Genomic DNA, 20,995 nt, shown 5'->3' on the forward strand with positions numbered 1-20,995 from the left:
GTCAGCGACGTCGCGTGAAGGTCAGGTGCGTGACGCCGCTTGAGGTCGACGTCGCCTCGATGTCGTAGCCGTCCTCGAGCGCCTCGAGTCCTTCCCAGACGTTGGAGCCTCGGCCGAGCACGATGGGCACCTGCACGAGGTGCACGTGGTCGACGAGCCCGGCGGCGATCGCGTCGCGGATCACCGTGGCCCCACCGCCGATGCGGACGTCGAGGTCGCCGGCCGCGGCCTTCGCCTGCTCGACCGCCTCGGCGGGTGAGGCGTCGAGGAAGTGGAACGTCGTGCCGCCCTCCATCTCGATCGGTTCGCGCGGACGGTGCGTGAGCACGAACGTCGGCGTGTGGAACGGCGGGTTGGGACCCCACCAGCCCTTCCAGTCGGGGTCGTCCTGCCAGCCGGGCGGGCCGAACTTGTTGGATCCCATGATCTCGGCCCCGATGCCTTGGCCGTGACGGATCGCGAGCGCGTTGTCCGCGCCTTCCGACCCGCCCGGATCGTCGTGCATCTCGTTCCAGAACCGGGTGGTGAACATCCACTCGTGCAGCCGCTCGCCGGCGTGGCCGAACGGCTCCTCACGCGACTGCGGCTCCCCGCTGCCGTACCCGTCGAGCGAGATCGCGAAGTTGTGGACTCTGACGTGTGACATGTGGTGGTCCTTTCGAGAACAGCGGCAGGCTCAGTGGGCGGCCGCCGGAGCGGCGCCCTCTCGAGCCCGCACCCAGGCGACGACGAACGCGATCGCCAGGGCGAGGTGGACGACCAGGAAGATCGCCGCGAGGTCGCGCGCGTTGCCGGTGGCCACGCCGACGACGTCGTTGCCGGCGACGAACCCGAACCCGACGACGTTGCCCAGCAGCACGGTGTTCACCATCGATGACGGATCGACGTTGCGGGCCATCCAGTCCATGACGGAGATCCCGAGCAACGGGCCGCCCAGGAGGCGGAGCAGGGCCAGCAGCTCCGACGAGGGATCGTCGGGCACGGCGTCGACGCCGAACTGCGCCGGCACGATGAGCAGGGCCAGGCCGATCACCGCGAGGTAGACCGACGCGATCGTGAGCAGTGTCTTGGTCATGGCCCCACTCTGGAGCCGACGACCGACGCGGTCGAGGGTCCGGCCCGGACGTGTCCGAAATTCTGGGGTACCTGTCTCACGAGCCGCCACCGTGAGCCGTTGGGACGGCCTAGCCTGGGCGTCATGGCTGGTCGACAGGTCGTCGTGGTCGGGTACGAGGGCGCGGAGCTCGTGGACATCGCCTGCGTGACCACCGCCTTCAGCCTCGCGAACCGGCTCGGCGCCGACCCGAAGTACGAGGTCTCGCTCGCGAGCCTGGGCGGCGTCGACATCCGCTGCGAGACCGGCCTGACCCTGCGCGCCGGCGTGCCGGTCGAGACGGTGCGCGAGATCGACACCCTCGTCGTCTCCGGCGGAGACGGACACCGCCGTGCGGCGAGCGGCCACGAGCTGATCCGTCAGATCGAGCGGCTCGCCGGGCAGGCGCGTCGCGTCGCGTCCGTGTGCACCGGCGCCTCGCTGCTCGCGGCCGCCGGGCTGCTCGACGGGCGACGGGCGACGACCCACTGGCTGTACGCCGCGGAGCTCGCCGCCGACTACCCGGACGTGCTCGTCGACGCCGCCCCGATCTTCATCCGCGACGGGAACGTCGCGACCTCCGGCGGAGTCACCGCCTCGCTCGACCTCACGCTGGCCTTCATCGAGGAGGACCACGGCGCGGAGCTGGCCAGGTACGTGGCCATCGGCATGGTCACCTACCTGCAGCGGCCGGGGAACCAGGCGCAGATGAGCATCTTCACGACCACGCCGAACCCGGACAACCTCGTCGTCCGCCGGGCGCTGAACGAGGTCCTCACGCACCCGGAGGCCGACCTGAGCACGGCCGCACTGGCCGCTCACGCGGGCGTCAGCACCCGTCAGCTCACCCGGCTGTTCCAGGAGCACCTCGGCGAGCCTCCCGGCACCACCGTGCGCCGTGTCCGCCTCGAGCTCGCGGCCCGGCTGATCGCGACGACCGAGCTCCCGGTCTCGAGGATCGCCCACCAGTGCGGCTTCGGGTCGGCCGAGAGCTTCCGCCAGGCGTTCGTCGCCCGGTACGGCGTCAGCCCTCGGGCCTTCCGGGCGACCCAAACACGTTCCGGCGCCCTCGCGCACTGAGGTCGGCCTCCGGACGCCTTGACCGCTCAGGGCGGACGGCGGTCACGCCGGACGCGAGAACCTCGTCCTGGTCGGCCGGCTGCATCACCTGCCGAACCCCTCCGACGGTGCGGTGCGGGGCCAGGTCCAGGCGCGGCGCAGGATGAGGCCGAGCAGGACCAGCTCGAGGGCGACGCCCAGTCCGTAGAACCACAACCAGTCCGCGCCCGCCAGGTTGAACACCGTGACGGGGACGTAGAGCGAGGCGACGACCAGGTTCGTGGTGCGGCTCGCCCGGGCGGGCAGCGTCACGGACAGCACGACCATGAAGGCCGGCACGGCCACCAGTGCCAGTGCCGCGGTCGAGAACGTCTGCGAGAGGTCGAACTCGAAGACCCTTCCGTCGAGAATGTCCTCGACGACGCCGGGCGTGAAGAAGTTGAGGATGTCCACGTAGGCGTACAGGAACATGAAGCTGGTCCACGCCGCGGCGAGCTTGAGTCTGACCGGGATCGGCTGGTCGTCGAGCGTGGTGGTGGGTTGACGAGTACTCATCAGGACTCCGTTGGTGTGTGGGGATCGGTACGTCAACGATCGATGTCCCCGACGGCGGGCGGATCAGCCCGGAGGCCCGGACTCACCCGGCCGAAGGCACGGTCTCCTTCTCGTCCTTTCGGCGGGTACGCCGGGGCGCGCCGATCCCTAGGCTGGGGCGGTGAACACGGTCCGACGCTCTTTCTGGCACGAGCCACGGCCTGCCGGCGCTCCGTCGGTCGGTCGCCTCGACCGGCTGCTGGTGAGCATCTACGCCGTCGCCACCGTGATCGAGGGCATCGTCCGGCCGGAGGTGGCCTGGCGACCCTTGGTGACCGTGCTCGCCCTGGCGGTGACGCCGGCCCTGCTCTGGCGCCGGGACCGCCCCCTGGTCGCCGCCCTGCTCGGGTGGGGCGTCGCCGGGCTGCTCTCGGTCCTCCAGCTGGCTGAGGACACCGAGGATCTGGGCCTCTACTCCATGATGGTCGTGCTGATCCTGCTCTTCTCCCTGGTGCGGTGGGGATCGGGCAGGGAGGTGGTCGTGGGGACCGCATATGTGACGGTCGTCGGCGCGCTGGGAATGTACGCCACCTCCGCCGACTGGGGCGAGAGCTTCGGTGGAAGCGTCCTCCTCCTGTCAGTGGTCGCGCTGGCGGCCGTGTCCCGCTACCGCGCTGACCTCTGGCAACGGCAACAGCTCGAGATCCGCAACCAGGAGCGGGTGGCTCTGGCTCGCGAGCTCCACGACACCGTGGCCCACCACGTCTCGGCCATCGCGGTGCAGGCGCAGGCCGGTGGCGTGGTCGCCGGCATCCAGCCGGAGAAGGCTGTCGAGGTCCTGGCCGCGATCGAGTCGGAAGCGTCGCGAACTCTCGCGGAGATGAGGTCCATGGTGCAGGTGCTGCGGGACGACGAAGCCGCCGCCTACGCACCACAGAAGGGCGTGGCGGACCTGCCGACCTTGGCGCGCACCGACGCGACGCCCATCGTCGCGGTCACGGTGGCCGGCTCGTGGGGCGAGCTGGCCGGACCTGTGGACGCAGCGCTGTACCGGCTCGCGCAGGAGTCACTGACCAATGCCGTGCGGCACGCCCGGGGTGCGACACACGTCGAGATCGACCTCAGACGGGAGGGCGACGCCGCCAGGCTGCGTGTCACCGACGACGGACAGGCCGAGCCAGGACCGGCACCGGAGCCGGGGTTCGGCCTGACGGGCATGGCTGAACGCGCCCAGCTGTTGGGCGGATCGCTCTCCGCGGGACCGGGACCCGACGGTGGCTGGGTCGTCGAGGCCGTGCTGCCGGTCGAGGCACCGGCATGACCATCCGCGTGGTCGTGGCCGACGACCAGGACCTGGTCCGGACCGGGCTGGTGATGATCCTGGACGCGCACCCCGACCTCGAGGTCGTCGGGGAGGCGTCGGACGGCCTCGAGGCGCTCGACGTCGCGACCCGGCTGCGTCCCGACGTCCTCCTCGTCGACATCCGGATGCCCGGACTCGACGGGGTCGAGGTGACGCGGCGCCTGGCCGGCCCGGACGTGGCGGACCCGATGGCGGTCGTCGTGATCACCACGTTCGACCTCGACGAGTACGTCGTCGGTGCGCTCCGCGCCGGCGCGCGCGGCTTCCTGCTCAAGGACGCCGGGCCGGAGCTCCTCGTGCAGGCCATCCACGCGGCGGCCGACGGCGACGCGCTCATCGCTCCCAACGTCACCCGACGGCTGCTGGCGACCTTCGCCGACCAGGCACCGGACGTACCGGTCCAGCCCATCGACCCGCTCACCGAGCGCGAGGAAGAGGTCCTCACACTGGTGGCGCGGGGCCGCACCAACGCCGAGATCGCCACCGAGCTGTTCGTCAGCCTGAGCACGGTCAAGTCCCACGTCGCGTCGCTGATGGTCAAGCTCGGCGCCCGCAACCGCGTCGAGATCGCGATGTGGGCCTACGACACCCGACGCGTGAGGGCCGACTAGCGGACCGGCCTGGTGAGCACGGCTCGCGTGTAGCCGAGCTCGAACCCGGCGCGGCGCATGTTCGCCTGCGACGTGGAGCCGGGCTGCGTGGTCACAACGGCGTACGAGCAGCCTGCCGCAGAAGCACCGGCCAAGCGGGCCTGCACCAGCGCGGTCTGCACCCCGCGCCGGCGGTGCTCGGGCAACGTCCCGGCACCGGTCAGCTGCGCGATCTCGCCGACCACGTGCAGCCCTCCAGAGCCGGCCGGCTGCCCGTCCAGGAGCGCCATGAAGGCCTGAGCGCCCGCGTCGACGCCCGCCTGCTCAGCGATCTCGAGAGCGCTGCGGGGAAAGGTGTCGTGCTGCGGGACGCCGGCGGTGTCGCCGCGCAGGGCCGACTCGACGGCAATCGCCATCCAGGTCTCGAGCTCGTCCTCGGCCCGTCGCACCTCGATGCCCGCCGCCGGTCGTGGTCGGCGATCACCGAGCTCGCAGACGAGCACGTCCTCGAAGCTCACGAGCAGGTAGCCCCGAGCGGTCAGCAGCTCGAAGATCTCCGGATCGGCCAGAGTCGAGATCTCGAAGCTGACGGCCGCGCCGACCGTGTCGTACCTCTCCTCGATCGAGCTCAGCTCGGTGGTGCTCGGCAGTCCGTCGAACCCGGTTCCGGCAACCTTGTTGAACGGTGACTCGGGGCCGGCGTACGACGCGATGCCGCCGGCCACTGGCTCTTGGAACGCGGCCACACCGTGCCGGGACTCGATCGCGCGGCTGCACGCGGCAATGAACGCACCCTCGGCGCGCTCGATCCGGGCAGCGAGCGCCTGGTCGACGATCATGGCCCCTCCAGCCGACCGCCGGCGCCCGCGACGTCCGTCGCACGCGCGAGCCCTCCGACGGCGATGAGCACGAGGACGCCACCGAGCAGCTGGATCGCACCGGGCCTCTCGTGGAGCAGCAGCACCGCGGCGATCAGGCCCGCCACCGGGGTCAGGTTCTGCAGCTGCGAGGCCCGGATCCCCGAGACCCGGCTGATGCCGACGTTGAACGCGATCGACGCTGCTGCGGTGCAGGCCAGCACGCCGACGCACAGGGCCCAGGTCGTGACCCCGGCGCCTGGGAGCCGGCTGCCGGCGTGCGCCCAGCCGAGCAGCACGAACGGCGAGCTGCTCACCGCACCGCCCATCGTCTGCCACGTCGAGGCGTTCAGGCCGTCGTCGGCGTTGTGCAGGCGGGTCACGACGAGGAACGAGGCGGCGGCGGTGACGGAGGCGACCACGAGCAGGTTGCCCACCAGGCTCGACGCCCCGTCGGACTGACCGGTGGCGCCGAGCGCGACCACGGCGCTGCCGGAGAGGCCGAGCCCGATCGCGACCGCGCTGCGCCGGTCCAGCACCTCGCGCAGGAAGAGGACGGACAGCATCACCGACAGCGGCAGCTCGACCGCCAGCAGCAGGCTGCCCGCGGTGGCGCTCGTCATGCTCAGTCCGAGGTCACCGAGGACGAACGCGAGCCCGGGCATCAGCATGCCCAGGGTGAAGTTCCGTCGTGCGCCGACGAGGGTCAGCTGCTGTCGCGCGTTGGCGAGGAGCACCAGTGCAACGGCTCCCCCGGTGAGCTCCACCGCGACCAGGTCGGCCGGCCGTACCCGGTCGAGCGCAGCGACCGAGATCGTCGTGGCCAGGCCGTACCCGACCGCCGCAGTCAGGATGGCGACGTCGCCCAGGCTCACCTTCGCCGTCATGTCGATCTGTCCTTGCTCCACGTTCGCGCGTCCTTCGCACGTAACCGTCTATCACGGTACACTGGTTATCATGACCGCACATCCCCTCGACGACCTCGACCTGCTGATCGCGGTGGCGAACACCGCCCACGACCTCTCGACTCCGGACGAGCTGCGAGACGGGACGAGCGCCGCAGCCTGGTGGCACGACCTCTCCGGCGAGCGAACGCCGAACCTCGGTTCCCAGGCGGACGTCGAGCTGCTCCGCGCGGCGCGCGCTGTGATCCGGCGCCTGGGCCTGCGCAACAACGGGGTCAGCACGGACGTCGAGCTGGGCCCGTTGGCCACCCTCCCCCTTAATCTCATTCTCGACGCTCGGCCCGGGCTCGCGCCCCCCGCGGGCTCGTCGACACCGGCGCGCGAGATCGCAGGCCGGGCGGTCGCCGCGCTGATCCGCTGGTCGGGGAACCCGCAGGCTGCGCGGCTCAAGGCGTGTCCCGGGCCCGACTGCGCCTGGGTCTTCCACGACACCACCCGCAACCGGTCTCGGCGGTGGTGTGACATGGCCGCGTGCGGCAACCGCGCCAAGGCAGCCGCGTTCCGAGCGCGGGCACACTGAGCCGAGGGAACGATCAAGGGCCCCGACCAGCTTTCGCTGATCAGGGCCCTTGCTTGGTAGCGGGGGCAGGATTTGAACCTGCGACCTCTGGGTTATGAGCCCAGCGAGCTACCGAACTGCTCCACCCCGCGCTGCGTCCGCCAGTCTACGGGAGCGCAGGTGGCGGACTCAAATCGGTCAGCTGATGAGCTCCTTCATCGTCGCGATGAGGGCGGGCGGGTCGTCGGTGGCCGGGGCGATCTGGATGTTCGTGACGCCGGACTCGCGGTAGGCCTCGATCCGCTCCTTCACGTACGACTCGGGGCCGACGAGGTTCGTCGCCTCCAGGAACTCCACGGGGATGAGCGCCTCGGCCTCCTTCTTCTTGCCGTCGAGGTAGAGGTCCTGGATCTCCTTGGCCTCCTTCTCGTAGCCGTACTGCTTGAAGAGGTCGTTGTAGAAGTTCTTGTCGCGGGCGCCCATGCCGCCGACGTAGAGCGCCGTGAACGGCCGCGCGAAGTCGAGCAGCGCCTTCGTCTCCGGGCCCTCGCCGATGGCACACATGCCGCCGGCGACGATCTCCAGGGGCGCGAGGCCGTCGTGCCGCTTCGCGTTGCCCTGGGCGAGCGCGTCGCCCCAGACCGACGCCGCCTTCTCCGGGTAATACAGGATCGGGATCCAGCCGTCGGCGTACTCCGCGGCACCCGAGACGGACTTCTGCGCCAGCGCGGCGATGTAGATCGGGACGGACTCCCGCTCCGGCTTGGTCAGCAGCTTGAGCGGCTTGCCGAGACCGGTGACGGCGCCGTGCTCCTTGTCGAGCGGGAGGTGGAACATCCCGTCGGCGCTGAGCGGCTCACGACGCATGCCGCTGCGGAGGATGCCGATGATCTCCTTGGTGCGCGCGATCGGCTTCGCGTACGGCACGCCGTGGAAGCCTTCGATCACCTGCGGACCGGACGCGCCCAGGCCGATGATCGCGCGGCCGCCGCTGACGTTGTCGAGGCCCGCGGCCGTCTGCAGCAGGGCGGCAGGCGTCCGCGAGTAGACGTTGAGGATGGCCGCACCGATCTCGATGGTCTCGGTCTTCGCGGCGAGGTAGCCCATCAGCGTCGGCGAGTCGAAGCCGTAGGCCTCGGCCACCCAGACGGTGTCGAGGCCGGCCTTCTCCCAGGCCGAGACCTGGTCGGCGGCCTCGCGCGGGTTGCCGTCGTACATCAGCAGCGTGGAGAGCTTCATTTGGGAGGCATCCTGATTCCGCCGTCCACCCGGACGACCTCGGCGTTCATGTAGGAGTTCGTGAGCACCTCGACGGCCATGCTCGCGAGCTCGTCGGGCTGCCCGAGACGGTGCGGGAAGAGGACGTTCTTGCCGAGGTTGGCCTTGAACTCCTCCGACGCCTCGCCCTCGCCGTAGATCGGGGTGTCGATCAGTCCGGGGGCGATGGTGTTCACGCGGATGCCGGCGGCCGACAGGTCGCGGGCGACCGGGAGGGTCATGCCGACGACGCCGCCCTTCGACGACGAGTACGCGGCCTGGCCGATCTGGCCGTCGAACGCGGCGACGCTGGCCATGTTGACGATCGCGCCGCGCTCGCCGGTCTCGGTGGGCTCGTGCCGGCTCATCACCGTGGCGGCCAGCCGGATCGCATCGAACGTGCCGAGCAGGTTGATCTCGATGACCTTGCGGTACGCGCCGAAGTCGTGGGCGGAGTCGAACGAGCCGTCGCGGCCGATCGTGCGCTGGGCCCAGCCGATGCCGGCGGAGTTGACCAGCGCGCGCAACGGCGCGAGGGCGTCGGCCTGCTCGACGGCGGCCTTGATCTCGTCGGTGCTGGTGACGTCGACGCGGGCGAACTCGCCGCCGATCTCCTCGGCGATCGCGCCGCCCTTCTCCGCGTCGAGGTCGGCGACGACGACCCGCGCTCCGAGGGCGGCCAGACGCCGTGCGCATGCCGCGCCGATGCCCGAGGCCCCACCCGTGACCAGTGCACTAGTTCCTGCGATGTCCATGCGCGGGAACCTAGCAGCACCGCTGTCACGGTCCGGAGACACCTGGCGGATCGGTGCGCTTGGTCGAGCCCGGGACGACCGGGACGGCCCAGGTCTGCCGCTGCTCCGGACGGACGTCGTCGGGGTCGGCGGTGGCGACCCAGCCCGTCCCGGCGGTGTAGCGCCGCAGCACGGTGGCCGGGACGCCGCCGATCACCGCGTGGTCCTCGATCTGACCGCGCACCACCGAGCCGGCCGCGACGACGACCTGCCGGCCGATCGTGGTGCCGCTCAGGATGATCGCGCCGTGACCGATCCACGAGCCGGACCCGATGCGGACCGGCTGGTGCGCCCCGAGCTGCACGCCGATGGGCAGGTCCGGGTCCTGGTAGCCGTGGCCGGAGTCGGAGACGAGGACGTCCTGGCCGAACCACACGTCGTCGCCGATCTCGATCGACGAGTGCGCCGTGATGCTGCTGCGGGCGCCGATCACGCACCGGTCGCCGATCACCAGCGCGTCGGGCGCGGAGTCAGGGTCGTCGGTGCCGTAGCCGACCGTCAGGGTGCAGTGCCGCCCGATCATGGTGTTCTCACCGATGCGCATGCGGTGCTCGCCGAACAGCGTCGCGACCGGGAACCCGATGGCGCTGCCCTGGCCGAAGGCGGCGAACGCGTCGGCCCGCGCCATGTCGGGCGTGATCGTCCCGAGCGAGTCGGCCCACCGCCACCCGGCGTGGACCAGACGGTTGAGGATCCGCCGGCCCGGCTTCATCAGATGCGGTCCCAGGCCCGCGCGAGCGCGACGTGCACGACGGCGACGGCCGCGAAGACCGTCGCGAGGACCGGGTGGTCGAGCACGTCGAGGGCCAGGACCGGCAGCGCGAACATGCCGAGCTTGCCCCACGTGATCGCCGACCGGTTGAGCCGGTGCTCCGACTTCGGGGCGAACCAGCGAGCCCAGACCAGGAGGAACAGGCCGACAGCGACGACGGCGTAGGCGACGCCGAAGATCCCGTCGCCCTGGGCCAGCCCCCACCAGCCGAGCACCACGAGAGCGGCCACCTCGAGGGCCAGGGCGACGATGTCGTTCAGTACGCGCATCAGAGGACTCCTGCGTCGTGCACCAGCAGCGCGAGCTGGGTGCGGTTGGTCATGCCGAGCTTCGCCAGGATGCTCGAGACGTGTGCCTTCACGGTGGCGACGCTCATGAACAGCTCGCCGGCGATCTCGGCGTTGGAGCGGCCGCGGGCGACGGCGAGCACCACCTCGGACTCGCGGTCGGTGAGCCCGGCGAGCGTGGCGCGAGCCTCCTGGCGGGAGGTGGCCGACGTGGCCGTCGCGTCCATCAGGCGACGGGTGATCTGCGGAGACAGGATCGGCTCGCCGTCGGACACCTGCCGCAGCGCGGCGACGAGCCGGTCGGGCGGGGTGTCCTTGAGGAGGTAGCCGGCCGCGCCGGCCTGGAGCGCGGAGATGACGTCGTCGTCGGCGTCGAACGTCGTGAGCACGACGACCTCCGGCGGGTTCGGCCGCTCGCGGATCCGGCGGGTGGCGGTGATGCCGTCGACCTGCGGCATGCGCAGGTCCATCAGCACGATGTCGGCGGTGTGGGCGTCGAGGGCCGCGGGCACGTCGGCGCCGTCGGCGGCCTCGGCCACGACGCGGATGTCGTCCGCGCCGTCGAGCATCATCGTCAGCGCGGCGCGCACCATCGCGTCGTCGTCGACGACCGCCACACGGATGCTCACAGGGGCCAAGGTAGCGACACCCGCAGGTGGAACTCCCCGTTCCCGCGGTCGACGTCCATCGTGCCGCCGGCGAGGTCGACGCGCTCGGCCAGGCCGATCAGCCCGGTTCCGCTGCCCGGCGATGCGCCGGCGACCGTGGTCAGTGGGTTGCGGACCTCGATCGCCAGCCGCTCCCCCGGCCGGCCCGTGACGCGCAGGTCGACGGCCGCGCCGGGTGCGTGCCGACGCACGTTGGTGAGAGCCTCCTGCACGACGCGGTAGGCGGCCCGGCCCAAGGAGTCGGGAAGGGCGGCCAGGTCGGCCTCGACGGTCGCCGTGACATCGGTGCCCGCCGCGCGACTCTCCTCGACGAGCCGCGGCAGGTCGGCGCCGGTCGGCTGCGGCGGCACGGCACCGGCGATGGCGTCCTCGGCGCGCAGGACGCCGATGACGTCACGCAGCTCGTCGAGGGCCTGGTGCACGCCGTCCCGGACCACGCCCGCCGCGGCCGCGATCCGCTCCGGCGAGGAGTCGGGCCGGTACTCGAGTGCTCCGGCCGCCGTGGCGACGAGGGACAGCCGGTGCGCGAGGACGTCGTGCATCTCCCGCGCGATCCGGGAGCGCTCGTCGGCGCGCGCGTCGGCAGCCACGGCGGACAGCAACCGCTCTCGTGCCTGGGCGTACCGACCCCAGCCGAGGATCAGTCCGTACGCGAGGACGACGAGCACGACCCACCAGCCGAACGGGAGGCCGTCGGACGTCGGCCGCCAGGCTCCGCGCACGACGTGCGCCGCGACGCCCGCCAGCCCCAGGGCGAGCGCCGGCCGGAGGGCGGCCGTCGACGCGAGCCAGACGTAGCCCGTGCACGCGGCCGGGGTGGCCGCCGGTGCGATGAGGGCCGCCGCCGCCAGGACCGTCAGCGCGAGGACCGGCCGGCGGTTGACCCGAGACAGCGCCGCGATGCCGGCGACAGCGCCGACGACGTCGAGAACGGTCTCGGTCGTCGTCGCATCGGTGGTCAGGTCGGCCGCGAGCTGCACGAGGACGAGGCCGGCGGCGCCGACGACGATCGGCACGAGGGAGAAGCGGTGGAACATGCGGTCAGCGTAGGAACGGCCGGCCGGGAGCAGTACCGACCAAAGTCGATGGTTGCTGGCCGCGCGCCCGATGTCCCGCGCCCCGATCGAGCGGACGCTCGTCGGCATGAACACGACACTCACGAAGACCGGACACGTCCACCGCAACCGCTGGCTCACCGTGCTGACCGCGATGGCCACCGCCACCGCCGGCTGGGGCATCGCTCATTCACTGCTCGGCGTCGAGCTCACCGTCGGAGACGGCGACTCGCTGCGGCACATCGACTCCCTCGCGGTGACGCTCACCGCGCTCGGCGTCGGCTTCGCCGCCTGGGGCCTGCTGTTCGAGCTCGAGCGGCACACCGTGAGGGCCCGGACCATCTGGACCCGGATCGCCGTCGGCGTCCTGGCGGTCTCGCTGCTCGGCCCGCTCGGCGCCACCACCGGCTCGGCCATGGCTGCTCTGGCGATCCTGCACCTGCTCGTCGGCGGGATCCTCATCTACGGGATGCGTCGGTGAGACACTTCCCGGCATGGATCTGCACGCGATCGAGGACGTCAAGCGCCTCAAGTACCGCTACTTCCGCACGCTCGACCTGAAGTCGTGGGAGGAGTTCGGCGACTGCCTCGCCACCGACATCCGCGCCCGCTACGGCACCCAGGCGATGGGTGAGCCGCTGCAGTTCGACGACCGCGAGGGCGTCGTCGCCTTCATGTCGGAGAACCTGCCGGGCAGCGTCATCACCGCGCACGTGGCCAACCACCCGGAGATCGAGGTCGACGGCGACCAGGCCCGCGGATCGTGGTGCTTCGAGGACACGGTGATCGTGCCCGAGATGCAGGTCATGATCCGCGGGGCCGGCTACTACACCGACGAGTACCGCAAGGACTCCGACGGCGCCTGGCGCATCTCCGCCACCGGGTACGAGCGGATCTACGAGGCGATGACGTCGCTGGCGGACACCCCGAGCTTCAGCCTTCTGGCGAACCGCTGGGCTCCTCCACCGAGTGAGAGTCGGTGAGCGTCAGCGCGCCGTAGCCCGCGATGAGGCCGACGACCACGGCGAGCACGCCGTAGGTGATCCGCTCGCCGTGGAAGAACGACGCCACCAGGCTGTCGCTCCACGCCCCGGCGGGCAGGCTGGTCGTGACCAGGGCGGCGATCATCGTGCCGATGACGGCGGTCCCGACGCTCGTGCCGACCTCCTGGGCGGTGTCGTTCAGGGCCGCGGCGATCGACGTGCGGTTGCTCGGCATCGCGTCGACGAGCGCGACGGCGCAGATCGTCATGACCGTCCGCAGGCCGACCGTCATCAGGACCATGCTCGCGGCGATGGCGCCGTAGCCGTGGTCGACGCCCCAGGACATCCCGCCCAGCGCCGCGGCCAGGAAGCCGGCCCCGACGAGGCAGGCGATCCGGTGGCCGTACGTCTTCGCCAGCCACTCGGCCACCGGCGTCGCGACGATCATCGTGCCGATCATCGGCAGGTTGGCCAGGCCGGCCTCCATCGGGCTCCAGCCGTAGGCGTACTGGAAGTGCAGGATCAGGCCGAACATCACGCTGGCCATCGCGATCGACATGCCGACCTGGGCGATGGCGGCGCCGCGGACGGTGCCGTTCGAGAAGACCGACAGGTCGAGCATCGGTGACGCGGCACGACGCTCGCGCTGCACAAACGCCACGCCGGCGGCGAGCGCGCCGAGGATCGACGAGATCGTCAGCGCGGACAGCCAGCCGTGCTCGACGCCGCTCGTCATCGCGTAGCAGGCGAGACCGATCGTGGCGATGCTCAGGGCGGCGCCGGGCAGGTCGGGCGCGTCGTCGGTCAGGTCGTCCGGGTGGTCGGCCGGCACGCCGAGACGGACGCCGATCCAGGCGATCAGCGCGATCGGGGCGTTGATCACGAGCAGCCACTCCCAGCGGACGTGCGCCAGCGCGCTGCCACCGAGCACCGGGCCGAGGATGAAGCCGGACATGCCGACGATGATCATCACGGTGATGGCGCGCATGCGGAGCTTCTGGTCGTCGAACAACCGGAAGACGAGGGAGTTGGTGATCGGCGCCATCGCAGCTGCCGCGACGCCGAGGGCGGCGCGCAGGCCGATGAGCTCGCCGGCGCTGCTGACGAAGACGACGCAGAGGCTCAGCGTGCCGAACACGGCGAGGCCGACGAGCAGCACCCGCCGCCGGCCGAGGCGGTCGGCCAACGAACCGGCGGTCAGCAGGAGGCCGCCGAACGTCAGGGCGTAGGCGCCGGTGACCCACTGGAGGGCGGTCGTGCCCGCGCCGAGATCGCGGCCGATGGTGGGCAGCGCGATGATCAGCAGGGTGTTGTCGACCATCTCGACGAAGAAGGCCATGCAGAGGGCGGCCAGGGGGATCCAGGCCGCGCGCAGCGAGGTGTAGCTGCGGGTCTGAGGTGGGATCACGGTGGTGGTCATGCTCACCACGATGCGGGGCGACGCTGGCAGGGCGCTGTCATCGCGCTGGCACGTCCGGCCCGCGCTGACAGCGCAATCGGCCGCGATGACAGTCGAACGTGGTCCACAATGCACGGATGACGACACCCGACGAGGTGGCGAGCCCCTCGTTCCTGAAGCGTCCGCTGGAGGTCCGTCGGCAGGCCGTGGTCAACCTGTACGACTTCCTCGTCCGCGGCGGTCTCGCCGACACGACGCGCACGCCGTCGGAGGTCATCGACACCGGTCGCACGCGCGAGCTGCACCGCTACGAGAAGGCCAAGGGCGTCCGGTCCAAGGGCCTGCCGGTCCTGCTCGTGCCACCGCTCGGATCGCAGGCCGCGTGCTTCGACCTGCGCCGCGGGCTCTCGCTCGCCGAGGACTTCGTCAACCGCGGCCGCCCGACCTACCTCGTCGACTACGGCCCGCTCGACGGCGAGGACCGCAAGCTCGGCATCGAGCACTTCATCAACGACGTCCTCCCGCCGGCGATCGCGAAGGTCTCGGCCGACGCGGGCGACCGGCCGGTGCACCTCGTCGGCTGGTGCATGGGCGGCCTGATCGCGACCGGCGCCACCGCCGTCCACGACGACCTCCCCGTGAAGACGCTCGGCATGGTCGCCAGCCCGTTCGACCTCTCGCAGAACCCCATGCTCAAGCCGATCCGGTCCATCTCCCGGTTCACCGGCGGGCAGATCCTCGGCACCGGCTTCAAGGCGATGGGCTCCGTGCCGCCCGTGCTCGTCAGCCTCGGGTTCAAGGCGACGGCGATCCCGACCTACCTGAAGAAACCGCGCACGCTCTGGAACCACCGCGACGACCGCGAGTTCCTCGCTCAGATCGAGGCCGTCGACAGGATCATGAACAACATGTTCGCCTACCCCGGGCGCGCGACTCTGCAGGCGTACCACCGGCTCGCGGTCCGCAACGAGCTCGCGTCGGGCAAGGTGCAGGGCCCGAACAAGCTCGTCGACCTCGCGAACATCCGGGTGCCCGTCATGAACGTCGCCGGCGAGACCGACGTGCTCGTCCCGCCGGCGGCTGCGCACCACGTCGGCAAGCTCGTGCCGAGCTCCCCCGACGTCCGCCTGCCGCTCGCGCCGGGCGGCCACCTCGGCGTTCTCACCGGCACCAAGGCGCCGGCCACCACCTGGACGCACCTCAACGAGATGCTCACGAAGTACGACCGGAGGTAGCGCCATGCCCGAGAGCGACAGCGTCTTCACCGGGTCGATCCCGCACGTCTACGAGCGCCTGATGGTGCCGATGATCTTCGCCGAGCCGGCGGACTCGCTCGCGGAGATCGTCGCGGCCCGGCGACCCGGGCGGATCCTCGAGACCGCCGCCGGCACCGGCGTCGTCACCCGCCGGCTGCTCGCCGCGTGCCCGGACGCCGAGATCGTCGCCACGGACCTCAACCAGCCGATGCTCGACCGGGCCGCCGAGCTCATCGGCGACGAGCCGCGGGTCACCTATCAGCAGGCGGACGCGCTCGACCTGCCGTTCGACGACGCGTCGTTCGACGTCGTCACCTGCCAGTTCGGTGTGATGTTCTTCCCGGACCGCCGAGGCGGGTTCCGCGAGGCGGGCCGCGTGCTGCGGCCCGGCGGCGCGTTCGTCTTCAACACCTGGGACAGCTTCGCCACCAACGACTTCGCCCGGATCATCGCCGCGGCCCTCAACCGCGTCGCTCCTGGACCACCGCTCGACTTCATGGAGCGCACCCCGCACGGCTACTTCGACCTCGCCCGCATCCGCGACGACGTCGAGGCGGCCGGGCTGCGGATCGAGTCGCTCGAGCCGGTGATGGGCACGAGCACCGCCGAGGTGGGCGACGCGGCTGCCGCGTACTGCCAGGGCACCCCGTGGCGCGCCGAGGTCGAGGCGCTGTCCGGCCTCAGCCTCGAGGACGCCACCGCCGTCGCCCGAGACGCCCTCGTCGCGGAGTACGGCGAGGGCGAGATCTCGGGCCGGACGGGGTGGTTCGAGGTCGTCGCGGTCCCGGAGACCTAGGGCATGTCTGGTAAACCCGCGCAGTCGATCCGGGCGTCATCCGCGCCCGGCTGACGAGGCCGAGGTCCGAAGCCATACCGGGGTTGTCTTGCGAGGGCCGAGAACGATGTCAGCCGGGATGCGGGGGCGTTCGGGCGGCGCGGGGGTTTGCCAGACATGCCCTAGGGGCGGGTGCCGGAGACGACGAGCATCTCGCAGGGTCCGACGAAGCCGTTCTCGTCCTCGAACTGCGCGAGCGTCTCCTCGATCTCCCGCCAGGCCGCGTCGCGCTGGTCCTGGCCGACGCCGGACAGCATCTGGTGCAGTGCGCCGAACGACTCGTACTCGAACCGGACGCACTCGGCGGCGCTCTCCATGCGCACCGGCGACGGGACGGCGGTCACGGTCACGTCCACGAGCCCAGCCTGGGTGAACGCCGCCTCCGCGACACCGTCGCCGCTCAGGCTGAACGGGCCGGGCATGCCGGGTCCGGGAGCCGGCAGCTCCGCGATCCGGCGGATGATGCCGACCGGCAGCGAGAAGAACGTGTTGAGGTCGGGCGTCGAGTAGACGATCGACGAGACCCGGCCGCCCGGGCGCACGACCCGGCAGATCTCCGACAGCGCCTGCTGCTGGTTCGGGAAGTAGATCAGGCCGACGCGGGAGATGGCCGCGTCGAAGCTCGCGTCGGGGATCCCGCTGAGGTCCTCGCCGTCCGCCTCGCGAGTGGTGACGTTCGTCAGGCCGGCCTCGGTCGCCACGCTGTGCGCGAACTCGAGGATGGCCGGCGAGATGTCGGTGGCCAGCACGTGGCCGGTCGGGCCGACACGTCGTGCGGCGACGAGGGTCTGGCCGCCGGCGCCGGCGGCGACGTCGATCACGCGGGTGCCGGGCTCCAGGTGACAGTCGTCGAGCATCGTCTCGGTGGCGGCGCCGAGCCAGCGCTCGATCGCGGGGTTCCAGCGGTGCCACGCCTCGGCGGCCTCCTCCCACTGGGCTCGGGTCGTGGACTTGAAGGCGACGGGGTCGAAGGTCGGTGTGGTGCTCATCATGTTCTCCTCGGTCAGGTGGTGGCTTCCAGCGTCGAAGCTGCCTGGAAAACCAGCCAGGACTAGTTCTGGACCGAGGCGGGACAAATACTGGACCGCGCCCCACACTGTGGTGATGAAGGACTACGCGCAGTACTGCCCGGTCGCGCTGGCGAGCTCTGTCATCGCCGAGCGCTGGACCCCGCTGATCATCCGCGAGCTGGTCATCGGCGGGCGTCGCTTCAACGAGATCGACCGCGGTCTGCCCGGCATCTCACGGTCCCTCCTCAAGCAGCGCCTCGACCACCTGGAGCGCAAGGGCGTCGTCGAGCGCGTGCAGCTGCCGACCGGCCACGAGTACCACCTCACCCCGGCCGGTCGCGACCTCGAGGGCGTCATCATGGCCGTCGGCGAGTGGGCGGTGCGCTGGATGTTCAGCGAGCCGGAGCCGCGCGAGGTGGACCCGGTGACCCTCACCTGGTGGATGTCACGGCGGCTCGTCACCGAGGCGCTGCCGGAACGTCGCGTCGTCCTGCAGTTCGACTACACCGGAGTCGACCCCACCCGCATCTGGCTGGTCATCGAGCGCCGCGAGCCGTCGGTCTGCACCGATCCCCCGGGCTTCGACTCCGACGTCGTCCTGACCACGGAGCCCGTCGCCCTCATGCGCGTCTTCTCCGGCATCACCACGTACGCCGACGCCCGCAAGACCGACGCCCTGACCGTCGCCGGTCCCCCGGGCCTGACCCGCGACCTGCCGCACTGGTTCGCCTGGAGCCCCTTCGCCCCCGCCGTCCGCGAGCGCCTCAAGACCGGCGCTCCGAGCTGACCCTTCTTCGCTTCGACTACTTCTTCAGGGCGTCCTGGGCCTTCTCGATCAGGTCGTTCATCTGGTTGATCTTGGACTGGTACGTCGCGAGGTCGCCCTTCTTGAGGGCGTCCTGGGCGTCGTTGTACGCCTTCGACGCGTCCGCGAGGTACTGGCTCGTGGTCTTGGCCTTCGAGTCGCCCGTGTCGTCACCCGACGACGGGGGCGGCGCCGCGCCGGAGTCGTCCGTCGGCGCGCTGCCCGGTTCGAGCCCGAGCGCGACGCGCAGGGCCTCGTCGAGCGTCTGGCCGAAGCCGACGTCCTCGCCGAACGTGGCCGCCACGAACTGCAGCACCGGGTAGGTGCCCTCCGCGGCCGAACGTCTGATGTACACGGGCTGGACGTACAGGAGGCCGTCGCCGACCGGCAGGGTCAGCAGGTTGCCGTTCAGCACCTGGGCGTCGGACTGCCGGAACTGCAGGAGGGCCTGGGTCACCCCCTTGTCGGAGCTGAACCGGTTCGCGATCTGGCTCGGGCCGTCGAGCTGGGTGTCGCTCGGCAGCTGCAGGATCTGCATCGTGCCGTAGTCCGACGACGTCGCCTCGGAGTTCACCGACACGAACGACGCCAGGTTCTGGCGGCTGTTCGGCAGGTAGACCGTCGTCAGGGAGAACTTCGGATCGGTCTCGCCGGGCCGCGCCACCGTCAGGTAGTACGGCGGCTGCAGCGAGCTCGACGAGCCCGCCGGGTCCTCCGGCACCTTCCAGCGCTCGCCGCCCTCGTAGAACGTCTGGGCGTCGGTGACGTGGTACTCGCGGAGGATGTACCGCTGCACCTTGAACAGGTCGACCGGGTAGCGCAGGTGCTCCATCAGCGACTGCTTGATCTCGCTCTTGGGCGTCACGACGTCCGGGAAGACCTTCATCCAGGTCTTGAGCACCGGGTCCTTCGTGTCCCACTGGTAGAGCTTCACGGTGCCGTCGTAGGCGTCGACGACGGCCTTGACGGAGTTGCGCATGTAGTTGACCTGGTCGGTCGGCAGGGCGGCCTGCGACTGGCCCTGCGTCAGCGTGTCGTCCGTGGCCTCGCGCAGCGAGCTGTGCTGGGAGTACGGGTAGGAGTTGCTGGTGGTGTACGCGTCGACGATCCACACGACGCGGCCGTCCACGACCGCCGGGTACGTGTCGCCGTCGACCGTGAGCCACGGCGCCACCTTCTTGACCCGGTCGCGCGGCTGGCGGTCGTAGAGGATCTTCGACGACGAGTTCACGCGGCTGGACAGGAAGATGTTCGGCTCGGCGAACTTGAACGTGTAGAGCAGCTTGTTGAAGACGTTGCCGATCGGCACGCCGCCCTTGCCGTCGTACGTGTTCTGCGTGGCGTTGGCCTTCGGGTCGTCGCCGGACTCACCGCCGCGCGGGATGTCGACCTCCACCGGCGCCTTGCCCTTGGGCTGTCCGACGATCGAGTACGACGGCGTCTTCTCGCCGAAGTAGATGCGCGGCGGGGTGGTGAGCTTGAGGTCGCCGACCGGCGGGATGTCCTTCTCGACCCAGACCGGCTCGCCCTGCGACCCGCGCTTGTTGCCGCGGGCGGCGATGACGCCGTAGCCGTGGGTGTACACGGTGTGGTCGTTGGCCCAGTTGCGCTGGGAGTCCTGCAGGCCGTCGAGGTTGATCTCGCGCGCGGCGATGATGATGTCCTGCGGCTGGTTGGTGCCGTCGAGCTTGTAGCGGTCGACGTCGAGCGTGTCCTGCACCGTGTAGTAGCCGCGCACCTGCTGCAGCTGCTCGAACGCCGGCGCGATGAGCGTGGGGTCGAGGAGGCGCGTGCTGACGCGGGACTCCGCCGACTTGGTGAGCTCGGACGGGGTCAGCGAGGTCTTGGCGGTGTACTGCTCCACCTTGGTGTCGGCCACCCCGTACGCGTCGCGTGTCGCCTCGATGTTGCGCGCGATGTACGGGCCCTCCTTGTCCGGCTCCGACGGCTTGACCTGGAAGGACTGCATCACGAACGGCCAGATGCCGCCGATCAGGATGGACGTCAGGAGGAGCAGGCCGAGGCTGATGGCCGGCAGGACCCAGGAGCGGATGACGGCCGCGGCGAACAGCAGCAGCGCGCACACGATCGCGATGCCGATGAGGATGTTGCGGGCCGGGATGCGCGCGTGGGCGTCGGTGTAGCCGATGCCGTCGAACAGCGACGACGAGCCGACCGCGAGGCCGAACCGGTCGAGCCAGTACGAGAGCGCCCGCAGCAGGACGCCGATGCCGATCAGGATCGACAGGTGCACCTGGGCGGCGCGGGTGAAGGACGGGCCGCGGCCGGCGAATCGGATGCCTCCGAACACGTAGTGCATGAACACCGTGGCCAGCACCGCGATCACGATCATCGCGAACGAGAACGACGTCAGGAACCGCAGCCACGGGTAGTCGAAGACGTAGAAGCCGATGTCCTTGTGGAACTGCGGGTCCTTCTGGCCGAACGACGTGCCGTGCGCCCACATCTGGTACGTGTCCCAGTGGCTGGCGGCGACCGAGCCGGCGAACGCGGTGAGCACCACGCCGAGCACGATGAGCACCGGCCGGATGATCGGGCCGAGCGTCTGGCGGTACCGGGCGGCGGGGTCGTCGTTGCGGGCCGGCAGGCCGGACGGCCGCAGTCGCCACGCGAGGTAGACGTTGCCGACGACGAACGCGCCGAACAGCACGCCCATCACGACGAAGAGCACGGTCCGGGTGACCAGGACCGTGGTGAAGACGCCGGAGTAGTCGACGGACTTGAACCAGAGGCGGTCGGTCCAGACGCTGGTAAAGATCGAGCCCAGGAACATCAGCACGGCGAGCGTGATCAAGGTGGGCACGAGCACCTTGCGCCGCCGGTCCACTCCGCCGGAGGGCTCGGGTCGGTTCCGCGGGGTGCCGAAGATGTCGCTCACGGGGCTCCTGGTGAC

23 protein-coding genes and 1 tRNA gene are annotated in these 20,995 nt (G+C 70.8%); 9 read left to right on the forward strand and 15 right to left on the reverse strand.

All coding sequences use genetic code 11. The annotated features are described in order from the left end of the window. Position 1: 1 nt before the first annotated feature. Positions 2-646: a dihydrofolate reductase family protein gene (locus FHP06_RS08345; protein ID WP_147685688.1), complete on the reverse strand. Its 645-nt coding sequence runs from the start codon at positions 644-646 to the stop codon at positions 2-4. Between the two features lie 30 nt (positions 647-676). Then, positions 677-1,075 carry a hypothetical protein gene (locus FHP06_RS08350; RefSeq protein WP_147685689.1) on the reverse strand — a complete coding sequence of 133 codons (399 nt, stop codon included), beginning with the start codon at positions 1,073-1,075 and terminating at the stop codon, positions 677-679. A gap of 123 nt (positions 1,076-1,198) precedes the next feature. Between FHP06_RS08350 and FHP06_RS08355 the strand changes: the two genes are divergently transcribed. After that, positions 1,199-2,173, forward strand: a complete 975-nt coding sequence (locus FHP06_RS08355) for a GlxA family transcriptional regulator (protein WP_147685691.1) — start codon at positions 1,199-1,201, stop codon at positions 2,171-2,173. An 84-nt stretch (positions 2,174-2,257) separates the two neighbouring features. Here the strand turns inward: FHP06_RS08355 and FHP06_RS08360 are convergent, their stop codons facing one another. Next, the gene (locus tag FHP06_RS08360; RefSeq protein WP_147685693.1) at positions 2,258-2,707 is read right to left on the reverse strand and encodes a DUF6326 family protein; all 450 of its coding nucleotides are present in this window, start codon (positions 2,705-2,707) and stop codon (positions 2,258-2,260) included. A 160-nt stretch (positions 2,708-2,867) separates the two neighbouring features. Here FHP06_RS08360 and FHP06_RS08365 point away from each other — a divergent pair, with 160 nt between their 5' ends. Both FHP06_RS08365 and FHP06_RS08370 read left to right on the forward strand, forming a co-directional pair. Next, the gene (locus FHP06_RS08365) at positions 2,868-4,007 is read left to right on the forward strand and encodes a sensor histidine kinase (protein WP_147685695.1); all 1,140 of its coding nucleotides are present in this window, start codon (positions 2,868-2,870) and stop codon (positions 4,005-4,007) included. After that, entirely contained in the window at positions 4,004-4,660 is a 657-nt protein-coding gene (locus FHP06_RS08370; protein WP_147685697.1) for a response regulator, read from the forward strand. The genes FHP06_RS08365 and FHP06_RS08370 overlap by 4 nt, the downstream gene beginning before the upstream one ends. Here the strand turns inward: FHP06_RS08370 and FHP06_RS08375 are convergent. Both FHP06_RS08375 and FHP06_RS08380 read right to left on the reverse strand, forming a co-directional pair. Further along, the gene (locus tag FHP06_RS08375; RefSeq protein ID WP_147685699.1) at positions 4,657-5,478 is read right to left on the reverse strand and encodes a GNAT family N-acetyltransferase; all 822 of its coding nucleotides are present in this window, start codon (positions 5,476-5,478) and stop codon (positions 4,657-4,659) included. The two genes, FHP06_RS08370 and FHP06_RS08375, sit on opposite strands and share 4 nt — an antisense overlap. After that, entirely contained in the window at positions 5,475-6,404 is a 930-nt protein-coding gene (locus FHP06_RS08380) for a DMT family transporter (protein ID WP_147685701.1), read from the reverse strand. The genes FHP06_RS08375 and FHP06_RS08380 overlap by 4 nt, the downstream gene beginning before the upstream one ends. Positions 6,405-6,453: 49 nt before the next feature. Between FHP06_RS08380 and FHP06_RS08385 the strand changes: the two genes are divergently transcribed. Further along, positions 6,454-6,981 carry a CGNR zinc finger domain-containing protein gene (locus FHP06_RS08385; RefSeq protein WP_147685703.1) on the forward strand — a complete coding sequence of 176 codons (528 nt, stop codon included), beginning with the start codon at positions 6,454-6,456 and terminating at the stop codon, positions 6,979-6,981. Between the two features lie 54 nt (positions 6,982-7,035). On the opposite strand, the gene FHP06_RS08390 is transcribed toward FHP06_RS08385, so the two are convergent. The 7 genes from FHP06_RS08390 to FHP06_RS08420 form a co-directional block, all read right to left on the reverse strand. Beyond that, positions 7,036-7,112 (reverse strand) — tRNA-Met (locus FHP06_RS08390). A gap of 46 nt (positions 7,113-7,158) precedes the next feature. Continuing rightward, positions 7,159-8,199, reverse strand: a complete 1,041-nt coding sequence (locus FHP06_RS08395; RefSeq protein ID WP_147685705.1) for an LLM class F420-dependent oxidoreductase — start codon at positions 8,197-8,199, stop codon at positions 7,159-7,161. After that, positions 8,196-8,972 (reverse strand): SDR family NAD(P)-dependent oxidoreductase, encoded by a 777-nt coding sequence (locus FHP06_RS08400; RefSeq protein WP_147685706.1) that lies wholly within the window; start codon positions 8,970-8,972, stop codon positions 8,196-8,198. The genes FHP06_RS08395 and FHP06_RS08400 overlap by 4 nt, the downstream gene beginning before the upstream one ends. A 25-nt stretch (positions 8,973-8,997) precedes the next feature. Beyond that, positions 8,998-9,723: an acyltransferase gene (locus FHP06_RS16290; protein ID WP_330999614.1), complete on the reverse strand. Its 726-nt coding sequence runs from the start codon at positions 9,721-9,723 to the stop codon at positions 8,998-9,000. Beyond that, a complete protein-coding gene (locus tag FHP06_RS08410; RefSeq protein WP_147685708.1) occupies positions 9,723-10,052 on the reverse strand; it encodes a YrdB family protein in 330 nt (109 codons plus the stop codon). Before FHP06_RS08410 ends, FHP06_RS16290 begins: the two co-directional genes overlap by 1 nt. Continuing rightward, the gene (locus FHP06_RS08415; protein WP_222706418.1) at positions 10,052-10,699 is read right to left on the reverse strand and encodes a response regulator; all 648 of its coding nucleotides are present in this window, start codon (positions 10,697-10,699) and stop codon (positions 10,052-10,054) included. Before FHP06_RS08415 ends, FHP06_RS08410 begins: the two co-directional genes overlap by 1 nt. Then, positions 10,696-11,775, reverse strand: a complete 1,080-nt coding sequence (locus tag FHP06_RS08420) for a sensor histidine kinase (protein WP_147685712.1) — start codon at positions 11,773-11,775, stop codon at positions 10,696-10,698. Before FHP06_RS08420 ends, FHP06_RS08415 begins: the two co-directional genes overlap by 4 nt. A gap of 106 nt (positions 11,776-11,881) precedes the next feature. Here FHP06_RS08420 and FHP06_RS08425 point away from each other — a divergent pair, with 106 nt between their 5' ends. Both FHP06_RS08425 and FHP06_RS08430 read left to right on the forward strand, forming a co-directional pair. Continuing rightward, positions 11,882-12,274: a DUF6069 family protein gene (locus tag FHP06_RS08425; RefSeq protein WP_147685713.1), complete on the forward strand. Its 393-nt coding sequence runs from the start codon at positions 11,882-11,884 to the stop codon at positions 12,272-12,274. Between the two features lie 13 nt (positions 12,275-12,287). Further along, positions 12,288-12,776, forward strand: a complete 489-nt coding sequence (locus tag FHP06_RS08430) for a nuclear transport factor 2 family protein (protein ID WP_147685715.1) — start codon at positions 12,288-12,290, stop codon at positions 12,774-12,776. On the opposite strand, the gene FHP06_RS08435 is transcribed toward FHP06_RS08430, so the two are convergent. Next, positions 12,727-14,196 carry an MFS transporter gene (locus tag FHP06_RS08435; protein WP_147685717.1) on the reverse strand — a complete coding sequence of 490 codons (1,470 nt, stop codon included), beginning with the start codon at positions 14,194-14,196 and terminating at the stop codon, positions 12,727-12,729. The genes FHP06_RS08430 and FHP06_RS08435 overlap by 50 nt on opposite strands. A gap of 116 nt (positions 14,197-14,312) precedes the next feature. Here FHP06_RS08435 and FHP06_RS08440 point away from each other — a divergent pair, with 116 nt between their 5' ends. Then, positions 14,313-15,410 carry an alpha/beta fold hydrolase gene (locus tag FHP06_RS08440; RefSeq protein WP_147685719.1) on the forward strand — a complete coding sequence of 366 codons (1,098 nt, stop codon included), beginning with the start codon at positions 14,313-14,315 and terminating at the stop codon, positions 15,408-15,410. A gap of 4 nt (positions 15,411-15,414) precedes the next feature. Further along, entirely contained in the window at positions 15,415-16,227 is an 813-nt protein-coding gene (locus FHP06_RS08445) for a class I SAM-dependent methyltransferase (RefSeq protein WP_147685721.1), read from the forward strand. A gap of 161 nt (positions 16,228-16,388) precedes the next feature. Here the strand turns inward: FHP06_RS08445 and FHP06_RS08450 are convergent, their stop codons facing one another. Next, the gene (locus tag FHP06_RS08450) at positions 16,389-17,255 is read right to left on the reverse strand and encodes a class I SAM-dependent methyltransferase (protein WP_222706419.1); all 867 of its coding nucleotides are present in this window, start codon (positions 17,253-17,255) and stop codon (positions 16,389-16,391) included. A gap of 115 nt (positions 17,256-17,370) precedes the next feature. Between FHP06_RS08450 and FHP06_RS08455 the strand changes: the two genes are divergently transcribed. Next, on the forward strand, positions 17,371-18,063 hold the full coding sequence (locus tag FHP06_RS08455) for a winged helix-turn-helix transcriptional regulator (protein ID WP_147685725.1): 693 nt from the start codon (positions 17,371-17,373) through the stop codon (positions 18,061-18,063). Positions 18,064-18,079: 16 nt separating this feature from the next. Here FHP06_RS08455 and FHP06_RS08460 read toward each other — a convergent pair whose 3' ends face one another. Continuing rightward, positions 18,080-20,980: a UPF0182 family membrane protein gene (locus FHP06_RS08460; RefSeq protein ID WP_230973444.1), complete on the reverse strand. Its 2,901-nt coding sequence runs from the start codon at positions 20,978-20,980 to the stop codon at positions 18,080-18,082. Positions 20,981-20,995: the final 15 nt, after the last annotated feature.

Origin of the sequence: Aeromicrobium terrae (assembly GCF_008039565.1) — a bacterium.
Classification (GTDB): domain Bacteria; phylum Actinomycetota; class Actinomycetes; order Propionibacteriales; family Nocardioidaceae; genus Aeromicrobium; species Aeromicrobium terrae.

Bases quoted from the DNA above. Each gene is read 5' to 3' on its own strand.
- FHP06_RS08345 (WP_147685688.1), bottom strand. From the start codon at position 646: ATGTCACACGTCAGAGTCCACAACTTCGCGATCTCGCTCGACGGGTAC.
- FHP06_RS08350 (WP_147685689.1), bottom strand. From the start codon at position 1,075: ATGACCAAGACACTGCTCACGATCGCGTCGGTCTACCTCGCGGTGATC.
- FHP06_RS08355 (WP_147685691.1), top strand. From the start codon at position 1,199: ATGGCTGGTCGACAGGTCGTCGTGGTCGGGTACGAGGGCGCGGAGCTC.
- FHP06_RS08360 (WP_147685693.1), bottom strand. From the start codon at position 2,707: ATGAGTACTCGTCAACCCACCACCACGCTCGACGACCAGCCGATCCCG.
- FHP06_RS08370 (WP_147685697.1), top strand. From the start codon at position 4,004: ATGACCATCCGCGTGGTCGTGGCCGACGACCAGGACCTGGTCCGGACC.
- FHP06_RS08375 (WP_147685699.1), bottom strand. From the start codon at position 5,478: ATGATCGTCGACCAGGCGCTCGCTGCCCGGATCGAGCGCGCCGAGGGT.
- FHP06_RS08385 (WP_147685703.1), top strand. From the start codon at position 6,454: ATGACCGCACATCCCCTCGACGACCTCGACCTGCTGATCGCGGTGGCG.
- FHP06_RS08395 (WP_147685705.1), bottom strand. From the start codon at position 8,199: ATGAAGCTCTCCACGCTGCTGATGTACGACGGCAACCCGCGCGAGGCC.
- FHP06_RS08400 (WP_147685706.1), bottom strand. From the start codon at position 8,972: ATGGACATCGCAGGAACTAGTGCACTGGTCACGGGTGGGGCCTCGGGC.
- FHP06_RS16290 (WP_330999614.1), bottom strand. From the start codon at position 9,723: ATGAAGCCGGGCCGGCGGATCCTCAACCGTCTGGTCCACGCCGGGTGG.
- FHP06_RS08410 (WP_147685708.1), bottom strand. From the start codon at position 10,052: ATGCGCGTACTGAACGACATCGTCGCCCTGGCCCTCGAGGTGGCCGCT.
- FHP06_RS08420 (WP_147685712.1), bottom strand. From the start codon at position 11,775: ATGTTCCACCGCTTCTCCCTCGTGCCGATCGTCGTCGGCGCCGCCGGC.
- FHP06_RS08425 (WP_147685713.1), top strand. From the start codon at position 11,882: ATGAACACGACACTCACGAAGACCGGACACGTCCACCGCAACCGCTGG.
- FHP06_RS08430 (WP_147685715.1), top strand. From the start codon at position 12,288: ATGGATCTGCACGCGATCGAGGACGTCAAGCGCCTCAAGTACCGCTAC.
- FHP06_RS08435 (WP_147685717.1), bottom strand. From the start codon at position 14,196: ATGACCACCACCGTGATCCCACCTCAGACCCGCAGCTACACCTCGCTG.
- FHP06_RS08440 (WP_147685719.1), top strand. From the start codon at position 14,313: ATGACGACACCCGACGAGGTGGCGAGCCCCTCGTTCCTGAAGCGTCCG.
- FHP06_RS08445 (WP_147685721.1), top strand. From the start codon at position 15,415: ATGCCCGAGAGCGACAGCGTCTTCACCGGGTCGATCCCGCACGTCTAC.
- FHP06_RS08450 (WP_222706419.1), bottom strand. From the start codon at position 17,255: ATGAGCACCACACCGACCTTCGACCCCGTCGCCTTCAAGTCCACGACC.
- FHP06_RS08455 (WP_147685725.1), top strand. From the start codon at position 17,371: ATGAAGGACTACGCGCAGTACTGCCCGGTCGCGCTGGCGAGCTCTGTC.